The sequence below is a fragment of the Paenibacillus violae genome, assembly GCF_032461945.1.
Lineage (GTDB): Bacteria > Bacillota > Bacilli > Paenibacillales > NBRC-103111 > Paenibacillus_E > Paenibacillus_E violae.
The window spans coordinates 37,174-63,274 of the sequence record NZ_JAWCUD010000001.1 but is presented as its reverse complement, the minus strand read 5'-3'; the positions used below and the strand labels follow the sequence as shown (position 1 = coordinate 63,274).

At 44.7% G+C, this 26,101-nt stretch carries 23 protein-coding genes; all 23 read right to left on the bottom strand.

Going from position 1 to position 26,101, the window contains the following annotated elements:
- Positions 1-28: 28 nt before the first annotated feature.
- Positions 29-1,195 (bottom strand): MFS transporter, encoded by a 1,167-nt coding sequence (locus tag RQP52_RS00290; protein WP_315948693.1) that lies wholly within the window; start codon positions 1,193-1,195, stop codon positions 29-31.
- A gap of 51 nt (positions 1,196-1,246) precedes the next feature.
- Positions 1,247-2,128 carry an oxidoreductase gene (locus RQP52_RS00285; protein ID WP_315948692.1) on the bottom strand — a complete coding sequence of 294 codons (882 nt, stop codon included), beginning with the start codon at positions 2,126-2,128 and terminating at the stop codon, positions 1,247-1,249.
- A 310-nt stretch (positions 2,129-2,438) separates the two neighbouring features.
- A complete protein-coding gene (locus RQP52_RS00280) occupies positions 2,439-3,002 on the bottom strand; it encodes a TetR/AcrR family transcriptional regulator (RefSeq protein WP_315948691.1) in 564 nt (187 codons plus the stop codon).
- 63 nt (positions 3,003-3,065) lie between these two features.
- Positions 3,066-3,395 carry an antibiotic biosynthesis monooxygenase family protein gene (locus RQP52_RS00275; protein ID WP_315948690.1) on the bottom strand — a complete coding sequence of 110 codons (330 nt, stop codon included), beginning with the start codon at positions 3,393-3,395 and terminating at the stop codon, positions 3,066-3,068.
- Between the two features lie 400 nt (positions 3,396-3,795).
- Positions 3,796-4,374 carry a dienelactone hydrolase family protein gene (locus tag RQP52_RS00270; protein WP_315948688.1) on the bottom strand — a complete coding sequence of 193 codons (579 nt, stop codon included), beginning with the start codon at positions 4,372-4,374 and terminating at the stop codon, positions 3,796-3,798.
- A 170-nt stretch (positions 4,375-4,544) separates the two neighbouring features.
- Positions 4,545-5,519, bottom strand: coding sequence for an SDR family NAD(P)-dependent oxidoreductase (locus RQP52_RS00265; protein WP_315948687.1), 975 nt, complete (start codon positions 5,517-5,519; stop codon positions 4,545-4,547).
- A gap of 142 nt (positions 5,520-5,661) precedes the next feature.
- Complete coding sequence (locus tag RQP52_RS00260; RefSeq protein WP_315948686.1) at positions 5,662-6,612, bottom strand: prenyltransferase/squalene oxidase repeat-containing protein; 951 nt, start codon at positions 6,610-6,612, stop codon at positions 5,662-5,664.
- A gap of 134 nt (positions 6,613-6,746) precedes the next feature.
- Positions 6,747-7,652 carry an alpha/beta fold hydrolase gene (locus RQP52_RS00255; protein WP_315948685.1) on the bottom strand — a complete coding sequence of 302 codons (906 nt, stop codon included), beginning with the start codon at positions 7,650-7,652 and terminating at the stop codon, positions 6,747-6,749.
- 67 nt (positions 7,653-7,719) lie between these two features.
- On the bottom strand, positions 7,720-8,340 hold the full coding sequence (locus RQP52_RS00250) for a PadR family transcriptional regulator (protein ID WP_315948684.1): 621 nt from the start codon (positions 8,338-8,340) through the stop codon (positions 7,720-7,722).
- Between the two features lie 157 nt (positions 8,341-8,497).
- The gene (locus tag RQP52_RS00245) at positions 8,498-8,836 is read right to left on the bottom strand and encodes a VOC family protein (RefSeq protein WP_315948683.1); all 339 of its coding nucleotides are present in this window, start codon (positions 8,834-8,836) and stop codon (positions 8,498-8,500) included.
- Positions 8,837-8,862: 26 nt separating this feature from the next.
- On the bottom strand, positions 8,863-9,834 hold the full coding sequence (locus RQP52_RS00240) for an aldo/keto reductase (protein WP_315948682.1): 972 nt from the start codon (positions 9,832-9,834) through the stop codon (positions 8,863-8,865).
- A 35-nt stretch (positions 9,835-9,869) separates the two neighbouring features.
- Positions 9,870-10,031 (bottom strand): hypothetical protein, encoded by a 162-nt coding sequence (locus RQP52_RS00235; RefSeq protein ID WP_315948681.1) that lies wholly within the window; start codon positions 10,029-10,031, stop codon positions 9,870-9,872.
- 78 nt (positions 10,032-10,109) lie between these two features.
- Positions 10,110-11,918 (bottom strand): sensor histidine kinase, encoded by a 1,809-nt coding sequence (locus RQP52_RS00230; protein ID WP_315948680.1) that lies wholly within the window; start codon positions 11,916-11,918, stop codon positions 10,110-10,112.
- A 24-nt stretch (positions 11,919-11,942) separates the two neighbouring features.
- Positions 11,943-13,379, bottom strand: a complete 1,437-nt coding sequence (locus tag RQP52_RS00225; protein ID WP_315948678.1) for a response regulator transcription factor — start codon at positions 13,377-13,379, stop codon at positions 11,943-11,945.
- Between the two features lie 151 nt (positions 13,380-13,530).
- Positions 13,531-15,105: an extracellular solute-binding protein gene (locus RQP52_RS00220; protein WP_315948675.1), complete on the bottom strand. Its 1,575-nt coding sequence runs from the start codon at positions 15,103-15,105 to the stop codon at positions 13,531-13,533.
- Between the two features lie 52 nt (positions 15,106-15,157).
- The gene (locus tag RQP52_RS00215; RefSeq protein WP_315950333.1) at positions 15,158-15,988 is read right to left on the bottom strand and encodes a carbohydrate ABC transporter permease; all 831 of its coding nucleotides are present in this window, start codon (positions 15,986-15,988) and stop codon (positions 15,158-15,160) included.
- Between the two features lie 56 nt (positions 15,989-16,044).
- Entirely contained in the window at positions 16,045-16,995 is a 951-nt protein-coding gene (locus tag RQP52_RS00210; RefSeq protein ID WP_315950331.1) for an ABC transporter permease, read from the bottom strand.
- A 442-nt stretch (positions 16,996-17,437) separates the two neighbouring features.
- Positions 17,438-18,295 carry a serine/threonine-protein kinase gene (locus RQP52_RS00205; protein ID WP_315948673.1) on the bottom strand — a complete coding sequence of 286 codons (858 nt, stop codon included), beginning with the start codon at positions 18,293-18,295 and terminating at the stop codon, positions 17,438-17,440.
- A gap of 336 nt (positions 18,296-18,631) precedes the next feature.
- On the bottom strand, positions 18,632-20,842 hold the full coding sequence (locus tag RQP52_RS00200; protein WP_315948672.1) for a helix-turn-helix transcriptional regulator: 2,211 nt from the start codon (positions 20,840-20,842) through the stop codon (positions 18,632-18,634).
- A 197-nt stretch (positions 20,843-21,039) separates the two neighbouring features.
- Positions 21,040-22,722, bottom strand: a complete 1,683-nt coding sequence (locus RQP52_RS00195) for an extracellular solute-binding protein (protein WP_315948671.1) — start codon at positions 22,720-22,722, stop codon at positions 21,040-21,042.
- Positions 22,723-22,825: 103 nt separating this feature from the next.
- Entirely contained in the window at positions 22,826-23,701 is an 876-nt protein-coding gene (locus RQP52_RS00190) for a carbohydrate ABC transporter permease (protein WP_315948669.1), read from the bottom strand.
- A 12-nt stretch (positions 23,702-23,713) separates the two neighbouring features.
- The gene (locus RQP52_RS00185) at positions 23,714-24,700 is read right to left on the bottom strand and encodes an ABC transporter permease (protein ID WP_315948667.1); all 987 of its coding nucleotides are present in this window, start codon (positions 24,698-24,700) and stop codon (positions 23,714-23,716) included.
- A 156-nt stretch (positions 24,701-24,856) separates the two neighbouring features.
- Entirely contained in the window at positions 24,857-25,984 is a 1,128-nt protein-coding gene (locus RQP52_RS00180; RefSeq protein WP_315948665.1) for a glycoside hydrolase family 88 protein, read from the bottom strand.
- Positions 25,985-26,101 lie beyond the last annotated feature (117 nt).

Sequence of the window (26,101 nt, the reverse complement as noted above, 5' to 3'; positions counted from 1 at the left end):
CCTGCTTTATTATAGTTATGTTGTCATCTTAAGAAATGGATTGCACAGCTCCGTTTTTCCTCATTCGAGCAATTGGCATGTAGATTACGGCACTTACAGCCAAAGCTGCAGCTATCGCCATAAAGACACCACGTGTCGAATCCGTATGAAGCAGCTGTTCTATTCCTTTTACGAATAAAGGGCTGAGAAATTGGCAGGCATAAACACAAGCAAGCATCAGTGAAATGGCCGATGTTAAGCTAAGTTTAGGCACAATTTCCGCTGTTTTGATGAATGATAGAGGGAACAACATGCCCTCAGCCAAACCGATCATAAATACCGCAACCGCAACGGTCCACACCGTATGGGCAGAACCGATGAGCAAGAAACCTCCGGCCATCACAGCTAAATCCAGTGGGACGAGCCGTTTTTTTAACATGCTGCTTAATCGGGTCACCGCAAGTCCTCCCACGAAAACACCAACTAGTGCGAAAGCAGTCAAGTAGCCTACTGAAGCTACGGTACCAATGCCGTTATTGGACAAATAGAGAGAAAGGTTCGTCGGGATCAAAGTGAACATCATCGAATGAAGCCCTGCCGCAGCCGCAACCGCGAAGAAAAACTTCGGAAGCTTAGCCGTCCCTTTCGCTACCACTTCCGATTGGATCGGCGGAAACTTAGGTAAAAATGCGATAACCAAGAGAAATAAAACAACGGCGTACAAATAGGTTAAAAACACATCTCGCCATCCAAATGATGCGATAATTCCTCCAAAAGATAGAAAAATAGCTCCGCCAATGCCATTAATTGAAGTCTGTATGCCATTCATGCGAGATCGTTCTTTGCCCTGGAAATTCTCCGCAATCAAAGCGTTAAACGTTGGTGAAATGAGGCCGATGCTGAGACCCAGCAGTGCCCGAAAGGCTAAGATCATTTCAAATGAATTCATGAAGGCCGGGCCAACGCCGCCAATGATATACATGAGCAAACCTGCTATTAAAATTTTTTTCCGAGAAAATCGTCTGCCTAAATTCCCTGCCATAAATAAGGTTGGCAAAATAAATAGAGAAGAAATGGTGACGACCCACTGTACCAATAGCGCGTTGGTACCGGGGAAAGCCACAGCTAGCGGTTTAACCGCTGGCGCAGCCATCATCGTTCCGAAGGTCGTTGTAACAGCCATCGATAATAAAGAAATTCTTACACTTAGTTTCATAGAGGCAACCTCTTTCTGACTTTGTAAGGCAAATCAGCGTATGTTGCAAGCTTATTTTTCTTCGAACTCGTCATACATACGCGACACTTCCGGATCCAGCTCTTTAGATACATAATCCGTCGACTGGCTAAGTGCCTGCCAGCGTTTCGTTTCCGCTAGCTTGCCTTGGTCCACCGCGTTTGCGATGGCTACGGCATCGCTTCCGAGCAATAAGCGAAGCGGCGGATTCTCCTCATTAACGATCTTAATGATCGCTTGCGCGGCTTTATCCGGATCGCCGTTCTCCTTACCGGTTGTATCGCGAAGATGTTTCAGCAAGCCGCCGACTGTGGCTCGGTATTCTTCTCTAGGCTCGATATGCTGCATGGAAGAGCCTGCCCAATCGGTACGGAAACCGCCCGGTTCGATTAACGTGACTTTTAATCCTAGTGGCGCTACCTCTTTGGACAGCACCTCGGAGAAACCTTCCACCGCCCATTTTGCTGTCTGGTAAGGTGCAAGACCTGGTGCACCTGTTCTGCCGCCGATCGAAGAAAATTGGACAATATGACCATGGCCTTGTTTTCTTAACAGGGGCAGTGCAACTTTGGTAACGTTAATAACACCCCAGAGATTCGTTTCCACCTGCGCACGGAAATCTTCCATCGACGTTTCTTCTATAGAAGAGACATTACCGTAGCCTGCATTATTAACAAGGACATCCAATCGTCCGAACGTTTCGAAAGCGGTCTGGATAGCAGCTTCAGCCTGCTCGAATCGATTTACATCTAACTGCACGATCCGAACCTGGCTGCCATAACGTGCTGCAAGATCGGCAATCTGCTCTGTATTGCGAGCTGTAGCGACAAGTTGATCACCTTTTGCTAATACCGCTTCTGCAAGACTGCGACCAAACCCGCGTGAACTCCCTGTAATCAACCAAACTTTAGACATATTATGTTGCCTCCTGGAATATTTGTTCCATAAATAATATACTCCTACGGCAACCTTAGGTCAATAGTTTTCGGAATTTTTATTCCAAGCAGATAAAGGGATATATAACTCCAGCCTAGAATTAATACATATATTCAATAAAAAACTCAATACTCTTAATGTCGCAACGGACAAACCAATCAATAAAATGGAATTATAATTCCATATCTATCATTCAACAAATGCTCATTACACGAACTTTGGAATTATTTTTCTAACAACTATACAAAAAAACAGCCCGCGGAACCTAACTAGTTCCTAAGACTGTTTTTCAGACGAGAATTGCTTTCCATGAAGCTTCCATAATTTGTTGAATTTGGAGCTCGTTCATCGGATATTTCTTTACGTAGTATCCTTTTAGAATTGATGCTATCATCCCGTGCATGAGCTGATGACACAAATGGGAGTCCATTTCTTTCAAAACCCCCTGCTTCTGGCCTTCAATAATCAAAGAGATAATCACATCACGGGAGTTATGAGCATCGTCCATCGCGCGTAACTCAGGTGAGATATACGGTGAATAGGAGAAGCTGTCGATAAACATGAATTCCTTTGGATAATGAATGCCGAACTGCAGTCTATTTAACTGAAGACACCTAAATCGCTCATACAGGCTTGCTTCAGGATTATAATCCTGCATCAAGTAATCCCCCATTAGCATTCGTGCTTCTTTATACACCGCATTAACCAGTTCTTCTTTATTCGCAAAATAATTATACATCGTGCCAGACCCTACATTTGCTCGCTTAAATATTTTGGAGAAGGTAACCGACTGAAGTCCCTCTTCGTCAATTAAGTCGAGTGTGGCGGTCATTATGTCCTGTTTCTTACTCATGAATTCCACCTCTTGGGACTAACATTAGTACGATCCCCAGGTAGATGTCAAGTAGGCATTGCTTTATTGCGTGGCGGGTTCGAAAGTTTTGACAACTTCATAGCTGCCCGGTTCAAACTTGGCTATCGTCATTGCTTCCTGAAGATACGGAAGAGGTTTAGGGTCGTTTCGCATCGCTTGGTAATCTTCCGCACTTCGCCACTGCGCATACATCGTTACTTTCGTTCCCTCTGTCCCGCGGTGCAAACTGCAAGAAATAAATCCTGGCGCGTATCGAACGGAAACATCTGTTGCACTAGTAAGTAAATCGATGAGACGTTCCTGATTTTCCGGTTCCACCGTGAACACATTAATAAAAGTAAGAACGTTATTATTCGTTGATATCAGTGTCATATATGAACTCCTTCATGATCTATTCTCGCGTATCTTGTGCTTCATGCCATCATCATATACATGTAAGAATCTGATTGGAAAAATCAAAAAGGGACTATTTCGATGAAATAGTCCCTGGGGTAACCACATACTAGCGAGCATTAAGTTGATCAATACTACATATTTGAGGAACTACAGGCCGCTATTCTTGCAAATTCTGCCGGTTTCCGCAGTCATGCGGAACTACAGGGCCTTATTTGACCGCTAATCCTGTTTTCTTTTAGAAAAACGGAAAAAGAGCGGCCCACAGTTCCCCTCCGCGCGAAAAAGAGCCTGTCGCAATGAAATAGCGCCTTGTAGTTCCCCTTCAGAGAGGAACCACTCAGCAAATCTCATGGGGTGGAGTGCTCAACCCAAACCATTACCTGATCGGACGGAGGAATCCGATCACGCGTTGCAAAAGCAAAGCCGTCGCATCAGCGTCATAAGAAGATAAACTGCTATCAGCGAACATGTGTTGATCGCCCGGGTACAAAAACAGTTCGGCCTGATTGGCCGAAGCCAAGAGCTCACGAGCCGCTTCCAAATCACCTTCGTCAACAAAATACGGATCAGCCTCCATGCCGTGAATCTGAACCGGCAGCTCCGCTGGCCAGGGTGATCCGAACATTGCCGTTGGCACACAGGAGTAAAAAAGCAGCGTGCCAATAGCGCCCTCCCGAGTCTGGGCAAGCTTCTGTGCAGGCAATACGCCCAGCGAAAACCCTGCATAAACGATGTCTCTTGGAAGCTCATGCGCCACACGAACACCGCGCTCCAGCATCTCATCGAATCCGATCTCCTTGACATAGGCCATGCCATCCTGGATGGTCGTAAACACATGACCTTCATAGAGATCAGGAACATGTACAGTGTGTCCCTCTTTTCTAAGCTCGTCGGCAAAACTGTGAATCCCCGGGGTCAGACCCAGAGCATGATGAAATATTAGAATTTCTGCCATTTTTCTTCTCCTCCTACGTCAGATTCTAAAATTATACTTCTATTCAATCTATTGGAATTCCTTTCGCTGACCCTCCACTTGTATAATCCATCCTTTATTGTCTCAAATTAATCAATAGTGCATAGAAGAAGGAGTAGAATGTGGAATCCACATTTTTATCGATTAATCAATTACTTTTGATCAGAGGATACCCTTCTTTCCTGCAAAGCCATAATTGTCGAAGTTATCCCTTCCTTGAACGGTGTTGCTACGATCGGCCCGATAAACCGTTTGTATTTTTCTCCGCTTAACACAAGGGGCTCCTCGGTTAAATAAAGCATCTCGACGACTTCTTTCATCACTGGGACGCTCATGCCAATCAACGATAGACCTAATTTTTTTAGTGGGATGATCGGTTTAACAAATCCGCTTGCCGACTGTGCAATTCGCACGATCTCTCGTCCTGAGATAAGACCGGCACCTGGAATATGCCAATTCTGCCCGTAAGCGAAATCTTTACCTGCCAATTCGGCAATCATTGCAGCTGCATCCGGTAAATAGACGAATTCGCGAGGGACTTGCATGTTGCCGATGAAAAAAGCCAGTTTGCCAGCTGCGATGGCTTCCAAGGTTGAGCCTAAATAGGAGGCTTCATTAGCCGTTGGCCCATAGTAATCTGGCAAGCGAACAATCATGACTTGAGCCTTGGTCCATCGTTGGCAGAAAAGCATCCGTTCGTAGTCCAGTCGAACGTTTCCTTTTTTCGTATGAGGCTGCTTGGGATGCTCCTCTGTAACCAGCTCCATCTGTTTTCTGCCATACGGATAAATGCCGTCAATCACTACAACTTTGATAGCTAGCCGTTCCGCGGCCTCCATCACCGATTCGCCTAAAGGAATCAGCTTATTCACCATCTCGTGATAAGGTACATTCGCGCAATGGAACATGACTTCAGCCCCATTCGCCTGGGCTACTATGTCCCCAGGTCGCATCGCGTCTCCTACAGAAAGAGTCAAATGCTTCGGATTTCCAAGCTTTCTGGCGAACTGCTCTAATTTCTGGCGAGAACGTCCAAATGCAATGGTTTCTACACCTCTTTTGACAAGTTCCTCTGTGATTGCCGCTCCCGTGCCTCCTGTTGCTCCTATTACAATCGCTTTTTTCATTTCATCAGCTCCATTTTTCATTATTTGTGATTGATCAATCACTAACTTGAGATCATCTTATCATTCAGTTATTGATTAGTCAATCACTAATTAATAAAAAAGAGACCCACAGCAGTGGCTGAGGATCTAAACGCTTTTCAACTCAACGTGATGAGTACCAATCAAGCACTCGCAAGGCGCGAAGCGTATTCCAACGACTCGGCTCGCCTTCAACACCTTCCATGTCAAAGTGAACTCGGTCGGAATGTGAGTTCTCAAGCGGCCATTTCCCGTTCTCGTCTTGTTTCTTCGCTACCAGACCGACCGCCTCGGCGACTCTTTCATCGGGTTTGACGCCTGCGCTGCGCAAGTAATCCAGACCGCGCAATACGTCATAATGCCACGTCGTCGGAAACGAAAACCGCGTCCAATTGAGATCGATCACCTCGCCCGATGACAGAGACCTTAACATGCGGCGTTCCAATAGATACTCATGGGCCCGGATACGAGCTTCCGTCACTACCGCCGTTTCTCCCTTTGCTTTCTCATACTCTAACAACCCTTCCAAAACACAGATCGTGCTGTGGAATGAGGATCGCCGGCTTGCAGGAGCGTTGCAATTCCAGCCTCCGTCCTCTAACTGCTCTCCAAGAAGTCGATCAACTAGCCTAGCGCTGCCCTCTCCAAAGTAGGAGCCCGCGCCGAGTATCCACCCATTGACGCAGGGTTCTGTCTCGCCGTCAAAGTACGGTAGGCCTCCCATTTGCTGCGGCCAAGTGATGTTGTCACGCACGAGACCGATGGATCTCCGTGCTTCCTCCCCTGACGGATCTAGGCCCAGGTCCTTCAAAAGCAGAAGGGTGTAGCTCGTACATAGCCAGTTCCGTGCGTCGGCTTCGCCACCCCAGTTGCCTTTGGAAGATTGCAATCCAAGCACCCGGGCGCCCCAACCTTCCGATGCAATCCGCGACCGCTCAGCAGCAACACGGTCATCGGACTCTTGGGTTAAGTCACGCATCACTTGCCAACGGATTGCAGGATCCCCGCCAAGCAGCCAATCTATGACTGATTCATTGGGCTTATGAATTTGCCATTCGCGATTATCAATAGACATCTAATGATTCTCCTTCATTAGGTCAAAATTTCTACACTGTGCCTGCATGGCTGTTTTTGACCATCGATAAATTATTTGTTCATTTGATATTCGCGAAATACATAAATTTTCCTGCTCTCCATCGGCGAGTATACCTAGGTAAAGAATTGCCGCAGCTCTTCCGCCACCAAATCCGGCTTGCCACCCCGATTCGTCTGGCTGATATCGCATGCTCCTCCGTGATCAAGTCCGGGCATTTCCATCCTTGCAGCTTGAGGCAGCACTTTTTCAAGAGCGTCAAGCGCAGGCTTCAGATACGACAATCCTTTACTGCCGCCTAGTAACAAAGCATCGGCATTCAAGGACTTAAATCGGTCCACCGTGCCGGTCATCTCCATGAGTAACTGACCGTCATAATGCAGCGTCGGTGCGAGCATTCGCATTGTTACGTCGCCCTTCTTCGCCTTCTTGCTCTCGCTTTCCATCATTTTGTTCGTCATGGACTCGAGCAGCCACCGGGGGATGGCATTAAGCACTGGTCCGCCCAGCTGCAAGCCTTTCAAGCACGTGACGAGAGCGGCGGCTGTCTTGCCTTCGGTGATCTCCCGGTCATAACGAGCTAGCCATTTCGTCCTCTCTGAGTTCATCAACAACGCGGGTTCATAAAGGGCAAGCTTGCGAATTGCCGGTAAGGCACGTGCTGCTTCAAGCGCAATAAGCCCCCCTGAGCTGATCCCGAAGACAAGGCTGGCGCCCGATAGGTTCAGGAGTGCCTCCAAATCTTCGACTTCCTTCCGGATACCGTAATCTTCACCATAAGGTCCGCTTAAACCACGTCCACGGCGGTCAGGTACGTAGACCGTGAATGCATCGGCTAGCCGCATCGCAAGCTGCGTGAGGTTTTGTGACGATAAATTGGCGCCATGTACTACCACCACGCCCGGTCCTTGACCATACTGCCGATAACCGATTGTGGTGCCGTCTCTGGATATCACAGAACCTACTGTATGAGTCGAGTCGATTCTCGTTGTACTGGATTGAATAACGGTTGAGTTTATCATTCCAATCTCCTCCTCAGAAGTTGCCCTTCATTTGAACCGTATAAATCGTATGTTTATCCCTTCGATGTTAATCTGGACTACTCAGTCGCTCCGCTATTTCACGTATCCATTCCTCATTCCAGCAGAGTTCACCCGTGCGCAAGTCTTCGATGACAGCCCTCAGCCATTCAAGTTCAGCCTGCAATACGGCCCGGCTATGTTCAACCTCTAGCATGAACAATCGGGGAACCGATTCCTTATACTTCAGTAACTGCGAATCCGTGCGTAGAATGGCCTCTTGAAGAGCTCCTTCTCTTCTCTCGAATTGCCGCTGAACGTCTTCGGGAGTCAACAGGGTGAGAAAAGAGATGGCTGCGGGAAAATCCGGATATTCCTGCGACCGGTCCGAAAGCATTTCCCTAAGCCAAATCTTCGATGTTTCCCTTCCTTCTTCGGTCAATTCGTAAACGGTTCGATCAGGGCGCCCCCCTTCACTTAAGGTTCCTTGAACTGAAATGAGTCCTTCCCTCAGCAAGCGCTCAATGGTCTGATAAATACTTGTACGCTGGCGGACGTTAATGACCTCATCCTTCCCTCTTTCTTTAATAAGCTGCTGCATTCTGTATGGATGCATGGGTTCTTCGGCCAGATGGGCGAGAATGGCTAACGCAAGTGGTGATCGTTGGGGTTTATTTGTTTTATTCTTCATAGTTATAATATTACTATTCATTTTATAACTAAGTCAATGGTTTTTCGCAGTTTTTCCCAAAATAAGTAAAGCGCCTAATTTGTTTCTATAGGCAATAAGAAATAGAGCAGGTACCTTGTTGGCACCTGCTCCACAATCTATTTCAACTATCGTCCTATCAACATAGTACTTCAACAGTAAACCCGCCAGGTGCCTGCACATAGAAAGTCCAAGCGTGCGATCGTTGCGGGGGGTTCACAGAAAGGCCATCATCCTTCATGAGTTGATAGATTTCGTTCACCCGATCTTCGCTTTCTTGAATAAAGCCGATATGAAAGGTGCTAGGATAAGTGACTTGGTCGCCTTTCATCAAGGTAAGTACTAAGCCACCATCGTCCAATAGGACAGCGAATCCATTTCCGCGCGTGTGTCTAACTTCCATTCCGAAATATTTGACAATGAAATCAATCGTAGCTTTAACGTCACTGACAGTTAAATTAAGATGATTTAATCTCACAAGTACACTTCCTTTCCAACTAATATTCAGTGGATCCCATACAATTCCTGAAAAACCTGATCGTCTAACCGTACATCACCTGCAGCACAGGAATCTTCCAGCTGACGGATCGTTTTGCAGCCGGAAATCGGAAAGACAGGAAAAGGATGAGCAAGCAAGTAGCCGAGCGCGACCTGAGTCATCGTGAGATCCAACTGCCGTGCGAGCGTTTCGACACGCTTCAGCTTAAGTAAATTACTTTCACTACATAGGTTCCATATTTTTTTATTTTCCGGACTAGGCTGAAGCAGCATTTCGCTTGTATATCGACCGCTGAAAAAGCCGGATGCCTGTGAATTATAAGGGATCGCAGGCAGCCCTGTACGTTCATGATAATTCAGCTCATGTTCATCTAGCGTCACCATCATAGGATCGTTTCCGGGAGGATACGAAGCGAGACTCCATTTGTTCTGGCTGGCGGCAAAACTTTGTTTTCCTTTGCTTGCTGCATACTGACGCGCGGCTTCTATTCGATCTGATCGCCAATTTGAGCAGCCAAAATATCGGATTTTCCCCTGCTGCACCAATGTATGCATGGTATCCATAATGTCCTCGACCGGCCGATTTGGATCATCTCGATGCAGCCAGTACAGATCGATATAATCCGTTTGCAAATGGCCTAGACTCATCTCCACATCAGCATAAATATCTTCCCGGCTTAAACGCGGTATATGCATGGTCTCCAGTTCGGGGTGTGCCCCTTTTGTAGCAAGAACGATATGACTGCGGTTATTACGCAATTTCAACCATTGCCCGATAAGCTTTTCACTGCGGCTTCGCTCGCCCGGCACCCAATCAGAGTACACTTTGGCCGTATCGAGAAAATCGCCTCCCCTGTCCAAAAAGCGGTCCATCATTTCGAAGGCATGTTCTCGGCTCACCGATTCACCGAAATTCGAAGTGCCTAGGCAAATAACGGATGGTGTTAATTCTGTGCCGGGTATTTGTTGGTTTCGCATATAAACCTCCTTAAGCCTATACTCGAACTCATATTTTATGCGTGATATTTTCCGACAGGAGCGTTTAATACCCATTCCAGCATTTCAATTTTGGAACGAATTTCTTTGATTTCCTCACCGTTTTCTGCTGGGTTAAGCCGCTGCACGGTCTGTTCCAACTGATGAATCATACGCTTAATCTGATCTTCCGATCTCATCTTACATTCCTCCAGAATAGTAAACTACTTCATTCAACTCTACTCCCGCAATTATACCGCCGCGACGCCTGCAACTTCTTAATTACTAATAGCTGGAATCTTCACAATCACCGTAGTTCCCAGGTCCAACTTACTTTCTATGCTTACCCCATAACCTTCTCCAAACATCAGCTTAATCCTTTTGTTAATATTGGAAAGACCGATGCTTTTCCCATCCGGACTGTTCTTGACTCTCTCCGAGTAGTCCATATGTAGCTTCGCCTTTAAGCTTTCCAGCTCATCAAAGCCAATCCCGATTCCGGAATCCGTCACTTGAAAACAGACATCGCCATTCGTATCGATCTGACCTTTGACATGTAAACTTCCTCCTGCATCTCTACGCTCAAGGCCATGATAAACAGAATTTTCAATGATAGGCTGTAAAATCATTTTAGGTGTTTTCATTTGCATTAGCTTGTCGTCCACATGTACTTCCATCATAAACTTGTTCTCATATCGAATGGAAATAATATTCATATAGGCCTGCACACACTGAATTTCTTCGCTTATAAGAACTACCTCATCCTCTTTAATGCTGTAACGGAATATTTTCGACATTGAGGAAGTAATCTGTGCAATTTCCTTGCTGCCATATTCAAGCCCGATACTGCTTATGCAATTTAATGTATTATACAGGAAATGCGGGTTGATTTGACTCTGCAATGCGGAAAATTCAACTTGTTTTTTGCTAATTTCTGACTCGTACAACCTTGCCTGCGTGTTCAAGATGTTGCTTGCCATCTCTTCCATTTGGTCTATCATGCTGTTGATATCATAAGCTAGAACACCAACTTCATTCGTTGAGCGCACTTTAACCCGAAACCCCATGTCTCTTTTACCCATTCTTTTCATATCGGCAACAAGCCCCATGACAGGTCGTGTCAAATTATTTAAGAAAAAATACCCCAATATAATTAAACTTAGAATGATACCGATACCTGCTATAATGCTAACATTTTTGATCGCGTTCATGTCGGTTGTCAATTCGTGCACCGGAATAATACTTACGATCCGCCACCCATCTGCTTGCTCCAAATCTTTTTCTTGAACGATGACGTCTTCCCCGTTGATATTGGTTTTGACACCACTCGTTAAACTATCCCGGTCTACAGAGAGTATGTCCTTGAATAAAATGCCACGGAAATTCGTATTGTTCGATGCTATGACTTCATTTCGGCTGTTTAATAAATACAAAGTAGAATTAGGCGTCAAATCTGTATTTTTAACTAGTTCTTGCAGCCTATCCGTATTCACCATAACAGAGCAATAGCCGGTTTGCTGTGAAAAATGAACCCCGCCAATAGCTTCAATTATAGGTGCTATATAAAAGAAATATTCGCTTCCTGTTTTTTCGTCTTTGAGAATATTCGTATAGATGCCTTTTTCAACAGATTCGCTGTCCAGCTTATAAGAATTAATAAATTCAGCATATTGGTTTGAAAAAAATATATCGCCATTTGACGTGGCTAAACTGTAAATTCGTCTTCCTTCGCTGTCATTAATAACGATACCATTGACATACGAATTAAAGGACCTCATGTATTCCATGAGATCAATCACATAAGCCCCGATATCAAAAGCCCTTTTATAATCATCATCCGCTATGGTAAATTCCTGGATTTTTTTATTGTTAACGACTATGTTTGTGCTTACTTCTAAATCATTAAATACGGTATCTATCTTCTGGCGTGTTTGCTCAATGATTTTATTGCCGTAATTGGAAGCTCTTTTTTGCGTGAGATCATAGAAGCTGTAATAGAAGTACAACTCCATGGATGTAAAGATGATAATTGAAAATGAAAATATGAGTAAAATCTGATGTTTTAGCTTAAGTCTACTAATCTGCAAAATCCCCACTCCGATCGCTAACCATCAACTTTTTCTAAATTTCGTAGGCGTGATCCCGCATTGTTTCTTGAACACTTTATTGAAATAGTAATAATCAAAGTATCCTACTTTCGTCGCAACTTCTTCAATGGATAATTCTGTATGTTTCAAAAGCTCGCACGCTTTTTTTATTCTCAACTCCGTGACGTATTCCGAAAAGGTTTTGCCCAAATTTTTCTTGAAAAATTGGCAGCAGTAGACTTGGTTGATATAAAATTTAGCAGACAAATCTTTCAGATATAACCTGGATTGAAAATGAGTGTCGATATATTTGACCATCTGGCTAAAATAAGCGTTGATATCCCCCTCATTAACCGTATGACCGTTCAACTGCTTGATGTATATCAGAATGTCGTATAAAAAACTGCATAAGGATTCAAAGTTCTCAAACCGTTCTTTCAGTTCAGAGTAGTTCAAGAAATCAAGCTCCATGTCTTTCAACTCTTCATAATAGGTGCCAACCAACACACTAACCACTTGATTCCATAGGTATACGACCTCTCCCATACCTAGGTGATTTTGCCTGAAAAAGTCCACGACTCTCTCTATGCTGTAATCCATTTCATCAAACTTATGTTCTTGGATGACTGCAGAAATTTCGTCTATTAACGGCTTTACCACCGTAAACCTTGGTTCGTATTCAAACATACCTTTTTCTTCATTTAAAAATATGTGAGACGCTGCGAGATCTGCTTCCTTAATCAACTTGGCCATATGTTCATAATTCGTTGAAATGCTGCTGATTCCTATCACTTTTATATCTAATCCCTCGAAAACTGTGTAATCTAAATCATGTTCCAACTCTGATTTTTGATCGCTTTTTAGAATATACAACGTCTTTCTTGATCCGAAATCAATTTCCAATATCTGTTTTCGATCGAAAAATTTTAAGTTCTTATACGCCTTCTTCTCACTATTGGAATAAATGACAAGCACACGAAAATAATCGTCCGACGAACGATCAAAGAAGGGTGTTAAACGATTTAATTCACTTTTATCCGGTAGCGTTAAAGCCTCTAAAATCAGGTTATTTCGAACACTTTTCTTCTTGGAAAAATGCAAGGCCAGCTTTTTGATTAAAGGATCGGCCATATCAATATCTATGGGCTTTAGGAAATAATCCAACGCGCCATATCTTAAGGCCTCCTGCGCATATGCAAACTCAGCGAAACCGCTTACAACTACAAACTCAGCATCCAATTCCTTTTCTTTGGTCATCCGCATGAGCTCAAGGCCGGAAATTTCGGGCATTCTAATATCTGTAAAAATAAGATCAGGGCACTCCTCGTTGATGAACTCGATTGCTTTATGGACACTTGTGAACGTACCTCTGATTTCGAAACCATATTTTTCCCAGTTAAATACATTCTTTATCCCTTTTATCGCCCATGGTTCATCATCTATAATCATAACACTGTACATAAGTACCCCCTAGATAGCTGATCTACCCTAATCATTAATTTTATCTGCATACCGGCAAGATAACAAGATTGCATGGCGTTTCACAAGAAAGGCCTATGGACATAGTTTTGTCATGTCCATAGGCTTTACTTCATATATGTCAACCTGATAACTACTTCTTATTCGCCTGCATGGCTTTGTATATTTTCACATTTTCGTCCATGACGGCTTGCCCGCCGGCTGCCATATACTCGGCAACTAGTTTGTCATACAAACCATCGAATTCTGCCGGCTTGCACACGATAAGTTTGTCTGTCATCGTTTTGTTCAGATCCCCAAGTGTTTTGCCAAACTTAATATTGGACTCATTCGGCGTCTCATAATAGTAACCTGTATACGTATCTGTCGTATTAATCTGGTATGATTTCTCAGCAACAGCTTCGTATCCTGGAGCGGAAGCAGCTAAAGCCTTAATATTCTTCTGTTGATCGCCAAGCTCCACACCATTTACGACCAGCGTATAATCAAGATTTAGGTAACTCGTTTGCATATTATCACCAGTTTGAGTAATCACTTGCGGCATATCATTCACCATCTTGTGGTTAACACCCTCCTGACCGTATTGCAGGAAGAATAATACTTTAGGGTCGGACATCCAGTTAAGGTACTTGATCGCCAACTCCGCGTTTTTACTGCTCTTCGGTATAAAAACATTCACGCCATTTTCATTGTAAGCGATTTTCTTATATTTCCCTTCATAGTTTTTGAAGGTATCAATAGGAACAAAGTTCGCAGTAGGCACATTTGTTTTTAGTGGCTCACTAATATTTTGCCTTAGCGGATAATCCCAGTTGGCACTGAAGAATCCGACTTTCCCATTCGTAACATCCGCATCAGCTTGCTTGGCTGTTTTGTCTAGCGCAAAATCAGGGCTGATTAATTTTTCGTTATAAAGCTTGTTCAGGAATTTTAGTGTATCCTTGTTTCCAGGTCTTAGCCAGCTTGGTCCTGTAACGAATTCTTCCTCCGTTTGCTTCTCCCAGAAGGACTCGCTCAAATTACCGAAGCCATAATTCATACCGGTTGCTGCCAATCCCCATGGAATAACGCCATTGACGCCGCCCGGATTTTTATCTCTGAAAGCAATTAACGTATTATATAATTCATCTCTGGTCGTAGGAAGCGGCATGCCCAATTTATCCAGCCAATCTTTTCTAATGAACATACCGCCCCAAGCCAGTGAAGTCCTTTTCGCAGGTATCGCCATCTGTTTCCCATTATATTGTCCATAATGAAGAACCGTTTTGCCCAGATAATTCGTTAATTCCTTACCATGCTTAGCCAATAGCTCATCCAAGGGTTGAATCCCATTAATTTTGGCGTATCTGGATACGGTTGCACCGTCATACGTAAAGGAAATATCAGGCGCCTCGCCTGAAGCCATCAATACATTGAGCTTATCAATTTCCTGCGACCTAGGTACCGGAACAAATTTCACAATGGCATTGTTCGCTTTGCCAAAATTATCATTGATATACCGTGTCCAGGTATTATTGTTCAAATCCGGCTGCCCTTGAATCCCTCTGTCAAAAACTTCAACGGTTAGTGTAACCGGCGCTCCTGAAGCCGTTGGAGCTGCCGTCGAAGCCGACTGGCCTGCTTTGGTTTGATCGCTGCCACATGCGGCCAGCACGCTGGTAACCAGTGTCAAAACCGGTACTAAAGCCAACATTTTTTTGAGTTTCATTGTAACCTCACCCTTTATCCATTTATTTTTTTGGAAGATTCCTAGCACGTTATCAACCCTTAATTGCCCCTGTCATGACACCTTCAACAAAATACTTTTGAAGTTTAGGATAAACAACTAGGATAGGAACCGTTGCAAACATGACACTCGCAGCTTTCAATGATTCAGGAACAATAAAAGCGCCAACACTGCCTTCGCCTTGCTGAGTATCTAACTGCTGATTGGCAGTTATGATCTGGTACAGTTTTAATTGCATCGGGTACAAGTTCTTGTCTGTTATATAAAAGAGTGCATCTTGAAAACCATTCCATCGGTCAACCGCATAAAAGAGGCTTAAAGTTGCGATCGAAGGCATCGAGAGAGGAAGAATAATTCGAAAAAGGATTCCCAGTTCATTGCATCCATCAATGGATGCCGATTCTTCCAAGCTTTCTGGTAGCGATGCAAAAAACGTTTTGAGAATGATTAGATTGAACACGCTCATAGCGCCAGGCAATATCAGACTCCACATCGAATTCATCAAATCCAGATTTTTCACCAAAATATAGCTAGGTATGAGACCTCCACTAAAGTACATGGTAATGACTAAAATGGTTAATACAAGATCTCTTCCCTTTAATCTCTTCTTTGTAAGCGGATACGCAGCACAGATGGTTAAAAACATACAAATGATTGTGTAAAAAATAGTCAGTACAATCGTATAACCAAGCGTATAAATCATGTCTACATCACTTAAGATTGTTTTATAAGTTTCAAATGTGAATTCTACCGGCCACAGGGAAACTTTCTGAGAAATGATGGCATTATTCGAGCTAAGAGAAAGCGCAATCATATATAAAAATGGAACAAGACACGTAATGGCTACCCCTATTATGAATAACATAATAATTACATCTACTACATTAATTCTTTGCTTTTTAAACAATTAATTCACACTCCCTACCATATTCCCTGCTCACCGATTTTTTTGGCAATAAAATTTGCTGCTACTAAAAATATCAAGCCTACGACGGATTGAAACAACCCAACGGCTGTTGCCTGCGAGAAATCGCCGGACCCGATTCCTATGCGATACACATAAGTACTGATCACATCGGAGTATTCACTGACCAGGGAATTCCCCATAACAAACGGGCGATCGAATCCAATCGAAATCATTCTGCCAATTTGTAAAATAAGCAAGATAATAATCGTCGGCTTAATTCCCGGCAGCGTAATATGCCAAATCTTACGAAGCCTGCTGCACCCATCAATATCGGAAGCCTCGTATAATTCCTTGTTGATTCCAATAATGGCGGCCAGATAGATGATTGTCCCCCATCCAACACTGTGCCATACCCCAACAGCGACATACATGATCAGCCAGTTCGTTTTTTGAGAAAGAAACTCAATGTTGCCCAATCCAAGGCTGGACAAGACGCTATTCGCCATGCCGCCTGTAGAAAACATCAAGTATACCATGCCTCCGATAATGACCCAAGATAAGAAATGAGGTAAATACAGAATCGTTTGGGTTATTTTTTTAAATCGGACAAACCGGAGTTCGTTCAACAAAATGGCCAATATGATGGGGGCAGGGAATCCTGCGATTAAATCCAGAAAGTTCAAAACAAGGGTATTGGTAAGCGCACGGTAGAAACTGTTCTGTTCAAAAATGAATTTGAAAACGTCAAGCCCGACCCACTCACTCCCGCTAATACCCTGAAAAATGTTATAGTCCTGGAAAGCCATCAATACACCGTAAATAGGAGCATATTTAAAAATGAAGATATACGCCATTGGCAGCAGTAAGAGTAAATATAAGAGAGAATCTCTTTTTATGCTGCGGAGGATACTGTTTTTCTTTTTTGTTGTTACGTTCTCTCTATAGTCTCCTAAAACCGCTTTCACTTTCATCTTCCCTCTTTCCTTTCCAAATCGTATTCGGATATCTCTTGTAATCATTATACGTTCATGAGTTTTTAATAAAATGTAATTTATTAAATGAATTTGGTAATAATTTTATTTTTAAAAAATACAAAAAAACGGAACCCCCACGGGGTCCCGGTGCTATCTTTGCATGGAAAAGACCGACCAATCGTCTAATCGGCTGTAGTCGTTACATTTTATTTAATGCTGAGAACGAGGATGAAGACTTAAACTTTCTAGAAGTTCCTTCTCTATGGGGATGTTTAATTGCTTTAGTGCTAACAATACTGCACCGGCTACTGGTGAGAACGCAGGTTTAATCAGCCTATATTTCTTGTTATTTCCCGGACGAACCCTTTTATAATTATTTGCTAGGCGATTTTAAATAAAAAAACAGTAGGTCGGGATCCCGACCTACTGTTTTTTATTTAACTGCCGAATCCCATGCCAATTTGAATGCCGACACACTTCCATACCTATTTTCCCTGCTTGGTTCAACAGCCTTCAAAGCGATCTTATAGAGTTCTTCTCCTGCATCCCAACGTTCAAACGAACGATCACGCTCTCCTCCTAGCAAAGCAAACGCTGTTGCTCCCATGTTGAAAACATTGGTACAACCGTCAATTTCAGCGTCTAGCGTAAACTCTTCAGGCGACATAAATCGAGAAGATCCCCATAATCTCCCCATTGTGTTGAAATAAGGTCTTCTTTGATAAAGATCGATATCGCAGATTTTCATCTCATTCTTGGAGAAATTATACAGCAAGCTTCCGTCATAAAAATCAATGGCAACAAAGTTATTTTTCTCGATATAGGCATGGAAGCTAAAGATTCGTTCCAACGCATCTAACCGTTGTGCCACGGATAATTTCTTGAATCTATAAAAGGGGGACTGGGGATCGTTATATTTCTCCGGCGGCGGAAAAGACCAATGCGGATGAAGAGATTCCCCCTCAAACCACTCGAACACAGCCGCGTATCCCGCCCCCACTTCAAAATGATCAACTAGTTGAATGAGCGAAGGGTGACCTAATGCGGTATACATTTGCATGGCATTTTTCAAATGATGTATGGCGTCTTGCGGGTCACCGGAAAATGTTATAGCTTTCGCACCGGCATATTTGACGAACAATTTCTCGGCATTTTTCTCAACACCAAAGCTTATATTCCCAGAGTCCTGCTGATCAAACACCTGAAATACACGACCTAAACTCGCGAGCCAGCCAAAATCGTGTTCCTCTTGCAATTTGAAGATAACGTCGTCTATTTGTACTTCAATCATTGAATTCCTCTTCGAAATTTATTGTCCTACTTATAAATATATCCGATTTGTCAGGTCTCCACTAAAAGAACATGGAGTACTCTACCAGGCCTGCCCCCGCACGCCGCCCTCAACTGAAAGGGAACTGTAGGCCTCTATTTCAGGGAAAAACGCCTTTCTGACAGCTTAGCGGAACTACAGGCTCTTATTTTCCCGGTTAGCCTCATTATTCACCCAATATCGTGAAAATAAGGGACCACAGTTCCCGATGCTGGCCAATAGCCAGCTTTTCAGCCAAATAGCGGACCGTAGTTCCCCCTAAAAGGCTTCCAGCCTCGCTCCTCAGGTTTCCCTATACTACTGATACACCTTCCGATAATCACCAGGCGTAGTACCAATCATTTTCTTAAAAGCCCGGATAAAGGACATCTGGTGTACATAGCCGACCCGCTCCGAAATCTCTTGAATCGTCAGGTTCGTGCCACGCAGCAGCTCCTTCGCATGCTCCATCCGAACTTGGCATACGTACACGACGAATTTCTCGCCGAAGTCTTCTTTGAACAAAGTGCTCAAGCTGGAAGCATTCATATGAAACTGATCGCTTAGACTGGAAAGGGACAGATCGGGATTGCTGAAATTCCCCTCGATATACGCCTTCACTTTCTGAACGACGCCATGATTTCCTTTGCTCTCGCGGATCGCTTCTATTTTTCTGGCGCAGGAAGTCAGTGTCTTCGAATAGAAAAACTCCAGCTCCTCCAACGTTTCGAGCGCATCCATATTTTCATCCCAAGGCGTCCGAAACTCGCGATTCCACAGTTCTTGATAGTCCGGAGGCAGCTCCATCATTTCCCGGTAAAAATAATAATTCATATAGCTCAGAATACCGCTAATTTCTTCCCTCGGCAGCATGAGCCTACGCAGCCCTTCAAACAGGAGCCTCAACTGTTCTTCCCAGCCGTCATTGCCTACGCGGAATGCTTGAGCGATCGTGCGCACATATTGCAAATACACGTAAAGATCATCGTGCGATAAAAGCTCAATCTCCCAATGTCCAATAACGCGATTGCTGCCAAGCGCTGATTTATAGTCAAGAGCCCTTGCAGCCGCCTCATAGGACTGAACGATGGCATTTGCTACCGGCACGGTGTTCCCTAAGCCGAAGGTTACGGTTAAATTCAAGTTATCCTGCATCCACTTGCGCGCCTGCTCGGATACTTCCAACATAAGCGATTCTGCAGGCTGCTGCTGCTCTTCAAAAAAGATGATGCAAAGCCGGTGGTTCGTCAGCCATTCCTGCCAAATGCGAAGACCTTTCGCTTCCGCTGTCTCTTCCACGACCTTTTTCAAAATATACTTGAAAAGCCCCTGATCTCTCCGGGAATGTTGGCTTAGAAAATCGATATATTTATCAATCTCGCCAATGCTGACCGATGCGCTACCGAAGGAAGCAATGCCCATCTGGCGAAGCTCCGCTTCCCATTCCGCCCGGTCAATCGGGTTGCTTCCTTCGACAAGCTCCTTAAACAACATAAGCTGTCTATATTTTTCATTTACCTTGGACTGCGTCTCGTATTCCTCGCTAACCTCGATCATATTGCTCAGCGTGTAATCGATATAACTAAGTTCATCACCCGACAGTCCTTGAATTGGATTATGCTTATGCACCTGATTATATTTCTGGATACGCGACATAATCGTTTCAATCGGCTTGTAGTTTTGACGCGTTATGTAAATAACCCAGCCAATTCCAATCAGCATGCCAAGGAATCCGATGACGAACCAACCGCTTGTCATATAAAAATAAATGTTGCCAAGCCCTTCCGTCTTGAAGCTGTTGGAATATGTCCAACCCGTGTATCCCGACACGAGCGTCGTATCCCCCGCTTTGGATTCTAGTCCGGCAGCTCCGAACAGTTTATGGCCTTCGTTATCGGTAACTGCGATTTTGTTCACTTCCGAATTCCCGTATTTCTCTAGAAACTCTTGAATCGCCGACATCTTAATATTCACGACAAGCAGTGCAATCCCTTTGCTATGGATGGGGACCCCGCTGCTGATGGAGATAACTCTCTCCTCCGGATTTCCATTCTGAATGGTGCGGAAGATGCGTGGGGTGCTCCACTGTACTTTTTGCACGTTCGTTAAGTTACTTTCTATGTAAGCGCTATCTCCGAACTGATCAATTTTTAATATCGTTTTATCGCTAACAATTGTTCCATCACCTGATCTGTAAATATAAACGGAATCAATCCACGCATTCGAAGTCGTCATACTTTGAAGCAGCTGAGAAAGTTCAATAATGAACGAAGAATCGCTTTCCATGCCGGCAAAGGTCGTAAGCTTCACATTTCTCGTGATCGTCTCCAGCATCATAATTTCGATAGATCTCAGCGACATGTCGATACTGTTTTGAATATTTTGAACATAAACTTGACTTGATTTCATCGCTTCTTTTCTGGAGAGATCATTCAGCTGCACAATTCCGATAAAAACAAATAAACAAACAATCATGATGAGAACCGGTAAATAGGAAAGAAGCAAGCGATGAAACCAATTTCTTCTCATGATGAAATTCTCTCCTTAACAGGATTAGTACAACTATCTTATCATACAGCCCCAATGCATAGGCAATATACATAATTTCGCTGCATAAGCACACATGGCAAAAAGGCCCCCCCGCGCCTGACTCGCGCTGGAGAAGCCTCTTCTTCCTTCTATTCCAATATAGTTGTTAAACGGAAAGGAAGACAGGCAGGTCCGTTTTATTTACTTAAATACTTGTAATAATCTTTGGTGAAAATAACATCTTTTTTGTTATCGGTATAGGCCTTCTTCAAAAATTCGTCAACGCCTTTGCCACCGCCCTTTTCCCAAGTGTCTTGCGCGTCCTTCATCGCTTGGTCAACGGAGTAGCTTGCACCGCTTACAATGGCTTTCGTATAAGTGTTCGTTAAAGTCGTTTTGAGCGTATTCTTAATGACTGTCATATCATCCGGCAAGCTGACTGGCAGAATAGCCTCCGTTGTATTTGGACGATCCGGCGTTATATAAGCTGCACGTGCTTGTGAAATCAAATTCAAATATTCTTTGTCCAGGGGTTTATTCGGATCAAGCTGATTTGAATACTCCACGCATTTGCCCATAGAGCCGGTTTGGGTCATCATTTGGAAGTCGCCGTTCCAGCTCAGCTCTTTTTTATTTTTCTCCACATCGATCGGCTTCGGACACCCGTCACTGCCAACCTTGTAGTGTACGCCTTCCATCCCGAACATGAGTGTCTTCTGCACGTCAGGCGACATCAGCCAATCTACGTATTTTACGACGGCTTCCACATTCTTGGCTGTTGCATTAATACCCGCCACAAACTGCATGTTAGGGTTGGCCGCCGGTGAGAATTGGCCGAATTCCGACTTCGGAAGCGGCAAGATCGCTACTTCAGCGCTCGGGTTGTTTTTCTTGAACGACTCATAAGTGTTATAGATTGCTGCTCCTTCCAAACCGCCGGATCCCCAAATGCCAAGCTTCCCGTTAACCCAATCCTGCTGTGCTTTCGCACCGGTTTTGTCGGCAAAAATATCCTTATCTACCGCACCTGCGTCATATAAGCTTTTCTTGAACGCCAGATCAGCCTTCGGGCGGTCCCAAGTCCGCGTATATTGGTCGTTCAGCAAATGATAAGAAGTAATGGACGACATCGGCATCAACTCATCGCTCGCTTGACCTAGCTGGAAGAAATAATCGACATCCCAGAAGGTGGTTCCAAGCGTGTCTTTTTTGCCGTTTCCATCCGGATCTTGTTCGGTGAAAGCTTTCGCAACCTTCAGATATTCCTCTGTCGTCGTAGGCATGGGAAGCTTAAGCTTATCCAGCCAGTCTTTGCGGATCATCAGGAAGTGGTTCGACGTAAACGGTGTCGTTCTCCCGAAGAAGTACGTTTTGCCGTTAAATTTGGTGAGTTTTTGAATGTTCTGATTTTCCTGGAACAGCTTCTTATACGTCGTCGAATATTTGGAAATAGCGTCTTCCAGCGGGATGATTTGCCCTTTGGAAGCCAGATCCTTCATAAACGGATTCGAAAACTCCATAATTAAGTCAGGCGCCCCGCCCGAAGCAAACATGACGTTGAATTTCTCGATCGAATTGGAACGAGGAACCGGAATAAATTCAACTTGAACGGGTGCATTCTCGTTAATCCACTTCGTCCAGCGATTATTCGTAATCGTGCCTTCTCCTTCAGGAACCGCGTTCCGGTCGTAGATGGAAACGGTAATTTTCGGTTTTGGCCCCGCCGGTTTCGCACTTGCTGCTGCAGTTGCCCCGCTGCTAGGCGTTGAAGCCGTATTCGCCGCTTCTTTCCCCGTGGAGCAAGCTGTAAGTAGAGCTGAGCTCGATACAACCATAGCTAATGTCACGGATGCTGTTTTCATCAACTTGTTTTTTTTCATGTTCCGTTGTCACCCCTTAGTGAATTAACCGCCGCTATGCTTTTCGTTATTGTCTAAATCTACCACGTTTTGAAGGGCTGGATCACCTCCTTAATTTGGTAAATCACCCTTTTACAGCTCCAATCATGACACCCTTCACGAAATACTTTTGCAGAAAAGGGTACACGATTAGCATCGGAAGTGTCATGACAATGACCCCGGCTGCTTTCATTCCTTCAGGCGTCAGCTTCATAGCCATTTCAGGCTGCGTATTCGCCATCTCCTGCATAAGCGTCTGGTTCTGAATCAACTGCTGCACGAGAACCGTTAAGTTTAACTTGCTTGCATCATTGATATAAATTAACACGTTCATGAAGGCGTTCCAGTGGCTAACTCCGTAAAAGAGCGATAATGCAGCCACTACCGGTATCGATAACGGCAATACAATTTGTATGATTAGTCTCCACTCGGAGCAGCCGTCGATTCGCGAAGCTTCTTCCAGTTCCTCAGGTAACGCTTCAAAAAAGCTTCTTAACACCATCAGGTTCCAGACGCTCACTAACCCAGGCAGCCATAAAGCGCCATAGTTATTTAGAAGGCCCAAGCTTTTGAGGAGCAAATAAGTAGGAATTAATCCCGCCGAAAATAGCATCGTAAAAATGATGGCGAACGAATAAAATTTACGTCCGATAAAATAGCGCTTTGACAAGGGATACGCAGCAAGCACTGTAAAACAAATATTAAGAACCGTGCCTACAACTGTAATAATGACGCTGTTTGCAAGCGATCTCAAAATCGGCGTTTCCTTAAACAAGGCTTCATAGCCGCTGAAATCCAAATTCACGGGCCAGAGGCTAACGACTCCGGACATCAAGGCATGTTTATCGCTTAAGGACATCGCCAAAATGTGAACGAGCGGTAGCAGGCAGCTCATACCGATGACAAATAAAACGACATAATTGATACTGTAAAACAATTTCTCTCCTCTAGTGCTGCTCATGAGTTCCTCCTCCTACCATAAGCCTTGACCAAATTGACGTGCGATCCGGTTCGCTAGAACGACCAGCACCAAGCCGACAAGGGATTCGAACAGCCCCATTGCGGTAGCTAAACTGAAGTTCGCCTGCTGAACCCCAATTTTGTACATAAACGTACTAATGACTTCCGATACTTGGGAAACCGCATCGTTTTGCAAGACGTACACTTGATCGAAGCCTACTTCCATCAGGTGACCTATTTTCAAAATCAGCATAATAATGATCGTTGGCAAAATGCCCGGAAGCGTAATTCGGAGCATCTGCTGCCACTTATTGGCCCCGTCGATGCTGGCCGCCTCATACAAACTCTGATCGATGGACGTCAGCGCCGCCAAATAAATAATGGCTCCCCAGCCGGCATCCTTCCATATCCCCGATCCGATATAAATCCCAATCCATGTTGATTCTTTATATAAAAATGGGATGGTCGTTCCAAAAAGCCGATCGATCACATGATTAATTGTGCCTGTATTTTGGGAGAACATGGTAATGACAATGCCCCCGACGATGACCCAATTGAGAAAATGCGGAAGATAGACGAACGTTTGAACCATTCGTTTGAACGCCATTTTCCTCACTTCATTCAGTAATAGCGCCAGAATGATCGGAACCGGAAAGCCGATTACAATCGACAGTCCACTGAGCAGAAGCGTGTTCCAAATGATATCGGTCATTTGATCGTTGCTGAATATCAGCTTAAACGAGCTGAGCCCTGCCCATGGGCTGCCCCATATCCCTTTGATAAAGCTGTACTTCTTAAAGGCGATTACAAGGCCTGTCATCGGATAATACTTGAAGACCAGAAAGAAAATCATGATAGGCAGAAACATCATATACAAGGGGATGTTCTGTTTCAAAACCCGCTTTCCATACTTCCTTACCAACCAGTTGGGTTTGGCCTTAGCCGAAGCTTTCGGCTGACCTGTGATGGCCGGCGAGGATGGCGGGAGCGTCTTATTCATTGCTGTCACTTCCTCGTCTTGTGATTGAGCCCATCTTACCGGGCTTTGGTTCGTTCGCACAATATACATGATTTCGATGAGTAAACAGGCGCTTGCTGTGCGGGTGTCTAGGCTGCAATATACACTTTTTCCGTTCATACACCTGTAAAATTTTAGTTAAATATGCTGAGACTCCGGTTCCCAGAAGGAGGAATGACCTCGCAGCTTGGACAAAGCTTCCATGTAAAAGTAATCGCCATAGATTAACGGCTTATTGATGTTCTGATTGCCAGGCAAATTGCCGGTGCCCGCAACGAGAATGGCCTCTTCCGAATCATCTGCCACGTAGTTGCGGGATAAGGATTGCAGGATGGCACATGCCTGATCTCTATAAAAGGAAGCCCGTTCCCCTTGGCACGCAGCTGCCAGATTTAACAGCCCGCTTGCCGCAATGGCGGCTGCGCTTGAATCCCTCGGCGCCCCTTCGAATGAAGGTAAGCGGAAATCCCAATACGGCACCTTGTCCGCCGGAAGATGTGTAAGGAAATAGTCGGCTGCACGTTCGGCCGCTTCCAGTAATGCTAGATCCCCCGTATGCTGGTAGCTCAAAATCGACCCATGGATCGCCCACGCTGTACCACGCGACCAAGCGGAATCCTCGGCATAGCCTTGGCCACCGAGCGCCCCCGTCCGTTCTCCGGATTCCGGATCGAAACATACAACATGATAGGCTGAACCGTCTTCGCGTATAAAATGTTTCACAGCCATCTTCGCATGCGCGATGGCGATATGTTTGAACCTGGGATCGCCGGTTTGCTTCGATGCCCAGTGCAGCAGTGGGAGATTCATCATGCAGTCAATGATCGTCCATCCGACACGATCGGGGTGATTCCAAGCCCTGATAAAGCTGCCCTGCAAATTAAAACGACCTGCCAGATGGCTGGCGACCATCAATGCTCTGCGTTTGGATGGCTCATTTCCAGTCAATTGCCAATTGGCGATCGAGGTCAGCGTCCACATAAAACCCATATCGTGATCCAACCGCTCGTAGCCCTGCAGCACTTCATCCAGCTGCTCTTCACAGCTCTCAGCCAGTTGGCGTAATTCGTCCGCTTGCCGGTCTCTATAAGCGAGCCATAACAGTCCAGGCCAGAAGCCGGCTGTCCAATAGTGCGGTGACATAAGTTGAAACCTTCCATCCTGCGAGCCGTGCGGGAATGCGGCTCCGATTCGCCGGCTTGCATTCATCACTTTGCTGATTCCCGAGTTCCATGCTTCTTGTATCCATTGCTCTGTTGTATTCATGTTTTCACTCCCATCCGTTGTGCTCCTAGCATAAACAGATCAGCGCTTGGTGCTCAATATACATGTTTTTGCTGGATTAACAGGTTCTCGGCATTTGCGGCTTAGCCGTTTGGCCTC

Bases quoted from the DNA above. Each gene is read 5' to 3' on its own strand.
- RQP52_RS00290 (WP_315948693.1), bottom strand. From the start codon at position 1,195: ATGAAACTAAGTGTAAGAATTTCTTTATTATCGATGGCTGTTACAACG.
- RQP52_RS00285 (WP_315948692.1), bottom strand. From the start codon at position 2,128: ATGTCTAAAGTTTGGTTGATTACAGGGAGTTCACGCGGGTTTGGTCGC.
- RQP52_RS00280 (WP_315948691.1), bottom strand. From the start codon at position 3,002: ATGAGTAAGAAACAGGACATAATGACCGCCACACTCGACTTAATTGAC.
- RQP52_RS00275 (WP_315948690.1), bottom strand. From the start codon at position 3,395: ATGACACTGATATCAACGAATAATAACGTTCTTACTTTTATTAATGTG.
- RQP52_RS00270 (WP_315948688.1), bottom strand. From the start codon at position 4,374: ATGGCAGAAATTCTAATATTTCATCATGCTCTGGGTCTGACCCCGGGG.
- RQP52_RS00265 (WP_315948687.1), bottom strand. From the start codon at position 5,519: ATGAAAAAAGCGATTGTAATAGGAGCAACAGGAGGCACGGGAGCGGCA.
- RQP52_RS00260 (WP_315948686.1), bottom strand. From the start codon at position 6,612: ATGTCTATTGATAATCGCGAATGGCAAATTCATAAGCCCAATGAATCA.
- RQP52_RS00255 (WP_315948685.1), bottom strand. From the start codon at position 7,652: ATGATAAACTCAACCGTTATTCAATCCAGTACAACGAGAATCGACTCG.
- RQP52_RS00250 (WP_315948684.1), bottom strand. From the start codon at position 8,340: ATGAAGAATAAAACAAATAAACCCCAACGATCACCACTTGCGTTAGCC.
- RQP52_RS00240 (WP_315948682.1), bottom strand. From the start codon at position 9,834: ATGCGAAACCAACAAATACCCGGCACAGAATTAACACCATCCGTTATT.
- RQP52_RS00235 (WP_315948681.1), bottom strand. From the start codon at position 10,031: ATGAGATCGGAAGATCAGATTAAGCGTATGATTCATCAGTTGGAACAG.
- RQP52_RS00225 (WP_315948678.1), bottom strand. From the start codon at position 13,379: ATGTACAGTGTTATGATTATAGATGATGAACCATGGGCGATAAAAGGG.
- RQP52_RS00220 (WP_315948675.1), bottom strand. From the start codon at position 15,105: ATGAAACTCAAAAAAATGTTGGCTTTAGTACCGGTTTTGACACTGGTT.
- RQP52_RS00215 (WP_315950333.1), bottom strand. From the start codon at position 15,988: ATGTTATTCATAATAGGGGTAGCCATTACGTGTCTTGTTCCATTTTTA.
- RQP52_RS00205 (WP_315948673.1), bottom strand. From the start codon at position 18,295: ATGATTGAAGTACAAATAGACGACGTTATCTTCAAATTGCAAGAGGAA.
- RQP52_RS00200 (WP_315948672.1), bottom strand. From the start codon at position 20,842: ATGAGAAGAAATTGGTTTCATCGCTTGCTTCTTTCCTATTTACCGGTT.
- RQP52_RS00195 (WP_315948671.1), bottom strand. From the start codon at position 22,722: ATGAAAAAAAACAAGTTGATGAAAACAGCATCCGTGACATTAGCTATG.
- RQP52_RS00190 (WP_315948669.1), bottom strand. From the start codon at position 23,701: ATGAGCAGCACTAGAGGAGAGAAATTGTTTTACAGTATCAATTATGTC.
- RQP52_RS00185 (WP_315948667.1), bottom strand. From the start codon at position 24,700: ATGAATAAGACGCTCCCGCCATCCTCGCCGGCCATCACAGGTCAGCCG.
- RQP52_RS00180 (WP_315948665.1), bottom strand. From the start codon at position 25,984: ATGAATACAACAGAGCAATGGATACAAGAAGCATGGAACTCGGGAATC.